This is a genomic window from Nocardia sp. NPDC003345 (assembly GCF_053589395.1).
Window position 1 is genome coordinate 1 of record NZ_JBSFRU010000424.1, and the last position, 4,594, is coordinate 4,594.

Annotated in this window: 5 protein-coding genes; 4 read left to right on the top strand and 1 reads right to left on the bottom strand. The window is 69.8% G+C overall.

What is annotated here, in order from left to right:
• The coding region (locus ACWDU1_RS29790) for an AMP-binding protein (protein ID WP_450003555.1) at window positions 1–995 on the top strand (995 nt) is incomplete at its 5' end.
• Window positions 996–1,040: 45 nt separating this feature from the next.
• Here ACWDU1_RS29790 and dapD read toward each other — a convergent pair.
• Window positions 1,041–1,988, bottom strand: a complete 948-nt coding sequence (gene dapD / locus ACWDU1_RS29795; protein WP_450003557.1) for a 2,3,4,5-tetrahydropyridine-2,6-dicarboxylate N-succinyltransferase — start codon at window positions 1,986–1,988, stop codon at window positions 1,041–1,043.
• 61 nt (window positions 1,989–2,049) lie between these two features.
• Between dapD and dapE the strand changes: the two genes are divergently transcribed.
• From dapE to ACWDU1_RS29810, 3 genes are read left to right on the top strand one after another with little or no spacing between them, the layout of a single operon-like run.
• On the top strand, window positions 2,050–3,168 hold the full coding sequence (gene dapE, locus ACWDU1_RS29800; protein WP_450003558.1) for a succinyl-diaminopimelate desuccinylase: 1,119 nt from the start codon (window positions 2,050–2,052) through the stop codon (window positions 3,166–3,168).
• Window positions 3,149–3,952 carry an LOG family protein gene (locus ACWDU1_RS29805; RefSeq protein WP_450003560.1) on the top strand — a complete coding sequence of 268 codons (804 nt, stop codon included), beginning with the start codon at window positions 3,149–3,151 and terminating at the stop codon, window positions 3,950–3,952. Before dapE ends, ACWDU1_RS29805 begins: the two co-directional genes overlap by 20 nt.
• The gene (locus tag ACWDU1_RS29810) at window positions 3,946–4,530 is read left to right on the top strand and encodes an LOG family protein (RefSeq protein ID WP_450003562.1); all 585 of its coding nucleotides are present in this window, start codon (window positions 3,946–3,948) and stop codon (window positions 4,528–4,530) included. Before ACWDU1_RS29805 ends, ACWDU1_RS29810 begins: the two co-directional genes overlap by 7 nt.
• Window positions 4,531–4,594: the final 64 nt, after the last annotated feature.

A 4,594-nucleotide genomic window follows, 5' to 3' on the forward strand; every position in this document is an offset into this window, starting at 1 on the left:
CCTCGGGCACCACCGGCCCGCCCAAGGGCGTGGTGCTCGACCGCGGCGCCATCGCCGCCGGCCTCGACGCGCTCGCTGAGGCGTGGGCCTGGACCGCCGCCGATGTGCTGGTACACGGGTTGCCGCTGTTCCATGTACACGGGCTGATCCTGGGCCTGCTCGGCCCGCTACGAATCGGCAGCCCGCTGGTGCACACGGGAAAGCCGACTCCGGCGAACTACGCGGCGGCCGCGGGCAGCATGTACTTCGGGGTTCCCACGGTGTGGACCCGGATCGCCGAGGATCCCGACGCCGCGAAACAGCTCGGCGCCGCCCGCCTGCTGATCTCCGGTAGCGCTCCACTGCCCGCCCCGGTCTTCGAGAAACTCGCCGAACTCACCGGGCACGCACCGATCGAGCGGTACGGCATGAGCGAAACCATGATCACCCTCTCGGCCCGTGCCGACGGTGAACGGCGGCCGGGCTGGGTGGGTGTACCGGTGCGCGGGGTGCAGACCCGGCTGCGCGACGAATCCGGGCAACCGGTCCCGCACGACGGTTCGAGCATCGGTGGCCTCCAGGTCCGCGGGCCGATGCTGTTCGACGGCTATTACGGCCGGCCCGAGGCCACCGCGCAGTGCTGGACCGACGACGGCTGGTTCCGGACGGGGGATGTCGCGGCGATCGACGAAAGCGGGTTCCACCGCATCGTCGGACGCGAATCGGTGGACCTCATCAAATCCGGCGGCTACCGGGTGGGTGCGGGCGAGGTCGAGACCGCGCTGCTGGGTCACCCCGGTGTCGCGGAGGTGGCGGTGGTGGGTCTCGAGGACTCCGACCTCGGTCAGCGGATCGTGGCGTTCGTGGTCCCGCGTGAACCGGGCCCCGCCGAACAGGAGCTGATCGACCATGTGGCCGCGCAGCTCTCGGTCCATAAACGCCCCCGCGAGATTCGATTCGTGACCGCCCTGCCGCGCAATGCCATGGGCAAGGTGCAGAAGAAGCAGCTGAGGTGATTTCGGAGCGGGGGTGCCGGGCAGCGGAGTTCGGATCGAGCCTTCTCAGTTGTGGGCGTGGAGTGCTTCGTTGAGTTCGATCCCGGTGCCCGTCCGCGGCACTACCTCCACCGCGCCGGTGCGGGAGTTCCGGCGGAACAGCAGATTGTTCGTGCCGCTCAGTTCGGCTGCCTTGACGACGGTGCCGTCGGGGGTGGTGACCTTGGTGCCCGCGGTCAGGTACAGGCCGGCCTCGAGCACGCAGTCGTCGCCCAGCGGGATCCCCAGGCCGGAATTCGCGCCGAGCAGCGAGCGCTCGCCGATCGAGATGACGGTGGTGCCGCCGCCGGACAGGGTGCCCATGGTGGAGGCGCCGCCGCCGACGTCGGAGCCGTCGCCGACCACGACACCGGCCGAGATACGTCCTTCGACCATCGAGGTGCCGAGGGTGCCGGCGTTGAAGTTCACGAAGCCTTCGTGCATCACGGTGGTGCCGGCGGCCAGATGCGCGCCCAAGCGCACCCGGTCGGCGTCGCCGATACGGACCCCGGCCGGGACCACGTAGTCGACCATGCGCGGGAATTTGTCGATGCTGTACACGGTCACCGGTCCGCGGGCGCGCAGTTTGGCGCGGGTGAGCTCGAAGCCTTCTACCGCGGCGGGGCCGTGGTTGGTCCATACGACATTGGCCAGCAGTGCGAACTGTCCCTCCAGGCTCACCGTATGCGGCCGGACCAGCCGATGCGAGAGCAGATGCAGCCGCAGGTAGACGTCGTGGGCGTCGACGGGGGCGACCGAGAGGTCGGCGATGGAGGTGCGTACCGCGACCACCTCGACACCGCGCGCGGCGTCGGGGCCGACCAGCGCGGCGAGTTCGGCCGGCGCCTCGGCGAGCCGCTCGGTACCGGTGCTGCCGGGATCGCCCAGTTCGGGGGCGGGGAACCAGGTATCGAGGACGGTTCCGTCCGCGGTCACAGTGGCGATGCCGATAGCGGTTGCTCCCTGAGTGCTCACGAACGGGAAGCCTACCCACCGACGGCCCCGGGATGGTGGGCCACCTCTAGGCTCGTATGCCGTGACCCTCGACCTGCGTGCCGACCCCATCGCCCTCACCGCAGCCCTCGTCGACATCCCGAGCGTCTCCCGGGACGAGGACGCGGTCACCACCGCCGTGGAAACCGCGCTGCGCACCCAGACCAGCGGATTCGAGGTCGTACGGCACGGCAATGTGGTCCTGGCCCGCACCGATCGCGGACTACCCACCCGGGTCGTGCTGGCCGGTCACCTCGATACGGTGCCGATCGCCGACAACGTGCCGGGCCGGTTCACCACCGAGAACGGCGCCGAAGTGCTGTACGGCTGCGGCTCGGTCGATATGAAATCCGGCGACGCGGTATTCCTGCACCTGGCGGCGACCATCGCCGACCCCGCCCACGACCTGACGCTGATCTTCTACGACTGCGAGGAGATCGCCGCCGAGTTCAACGGCCTGAATGTCATCGAACGGGAACTGCCCGAATGGCTCGACGCCGATCTCGCGATCCTCGGTGAACCCTCGGGCGGCTGGATCGAGGCCGGCTGCCAGGGCACCCTGCGGGTCCGGTTGAGCACCGCCGGGGTCCGCGCGCATTCCGCCCGGGCCTGGCTCGGCGACAACGCGATCCACCGGCTCGCGCCGCTGCTGACCCGGCTCTCGGAGTACGAGGCCCGGGAAGTGGATATCGACGGCTGCCGCTACCGGGAGGGCCTGTCGGCAGTCCGGGTCGCCGGCGGGGTCGCGGGCAATGTGGTTCCCGACGCCGCCGAGGTGGATGTGAACTTCCGGTTCGCGCCGGACCGGACGGTCGAGCAGGCCGTCGCGCATGTACGCGAGGTCGTGGCGGGTCTCGACCTCGGATTCGAGGTCACCGATGCGGCCGCCGGTGCCCTCCCCGGGCTTTCGGCTCCCGCCGCCCGCGGTCTGGTCGACGCGGTACGGGCGCACGGGTCGGCGGGGATCCGGGCGAAATACGGCTGGACCGACGTCTCCCGTTTCGCGGCTCGCGGTATCCCTGCCGTGAACTTCGGCCCCGGCGACCCCAACCTCGCCCACAAACGCGACGAGCACGTCCCCCTCGCCCAGATCACCGACGTCACCGAAATGCTGCGCGCATACCTCACGAAGGACGCCTCTCATGTCGACCGACTCCGCTGAACCCGGGACCACCGGCAAACCCAAGACCCGGTTCCGCGGGCCGATCATGTTCCGCCGCGAGCGCACGCCACGCGGTAGTACCGCCGATCAGCATCTGCTGGACCGGCGGGAGGAAAGCGACTGGGTGCATACCGATCCGTGGCGGGTGTTGCGGATCCAGGCCGAGTTCGTGGAGGGCTTCGGCGCGCTGGCGGAGGTGCCCCGGGCGGTGAGCGTCTTCGGCTCGGCGCGTACTCCGGCCGACCATCCGGAGTACGCGGCGGCGCGGCAGGTGGGGGCCGCGCTGGCCGCCGCCGGGTTCGCCGTGATCACCGGGGGCGGTCCGGGGGTGATGGAGGCCGCCAACCGGGGGGCGTCCGAGGCCGGCGGCTATTCGATCGGGCTGGGGATCGAGCTGCCGTTCGAGCAGAGCCTGAACGACTGGGTGGATCTCGGGATCAACTTCCGCTACTTCTTCGTACGCAAGACCATGTTCGTGAAGTATTCGCAGGCCTTCGTCTGCCTGCCCGGCGGCTACGGCACTCTCGACGAATTGTTCGAGGCGCTCACCCTGGTGCAGACCCGCAAGATCACCCGCTTCCCGATCATCCTGTTCGGGTCCCGGTACTGGGCGCCGCTGGTGGAGTGGATCCGTGATTCGCTGGCGGCCGAGGGCCGGATCTCACCCGGCGATATCGACCTGCTGCACGTCACCGATGATATCGCCGAGGTGGTGCGGATCGTCGAGGGGTCGCAGCCGGCCGGCGCGACCATCGAGAAGGTCGGGACGGAGGACGAATGGTGACCCCGCGCCCGTTCGCGTTGTGTGTGTACTGCTCGGCTGGTACTTCCGATCCGGAATACCTGGATCTGGCCGCCCGGGTCGGCGCGGAGGTGGGGCGGCGCGGCTGGCATCTGGTGTCCGGGGGCGGCAATGTCTCGATGATGGGCGCCCTGGTGACGGCGGCCCGCGCGGCCGGCGCGCGCACCATCGGCGTGATCCCGAAACATCTGGTGCACCGCGAGGTCGCCGATGTGGATTCCGACGAGCTGATCGTCACCGACACCATGCGGCAGCGCAAACAGGTGATGGAGGACCGGGCCGACGGGTTCCTCACGCTGCCCGGCGGTATCGGCACCCTCGAGGAGTTCTTCGAGACCTGGACCGGCGGTCATCTGGGGCAGCACACCAAACCGATGGCGATCCTGGACCCGTCCGGTCATTATCAGGGCCTGTTCACCTGGCTCGGGAAGCTACGGGAACAGGGGTTCGTCCCGCAGGCGGCCCTCGACCGGATCACCCTGACCGCCGATTCAACCGCCGCCTTCGCCGCGGTGGACCCCGGTCCGGCGTGGTCTCCGGCGCCCGGCCCCGGTCAGTGAGAAGGGGGCGCCCACCGGGCCAGGTGTGCGGTATCCGGCCCGGTTCCCGGGCTCGTTGTGACTT

Excerpts from the sequence above, each read along its gene's own strand:
- ACWDU1_RS29805 (WP_450003560.1), top strand. The coding sequence starts at position 3,149 with ATGTCGACCGACTCCGCTGAACCCGGGACCACCGGCAAACCCAAGACC.
- ACWDU1_RS29810 (WP_450003562.1), top strand. The coding sequence starts at position 3,946 with ATGGTGACCCCGCGCCCGTTCGCGTTGTGTGTGTACTGCTCGGCTGGT.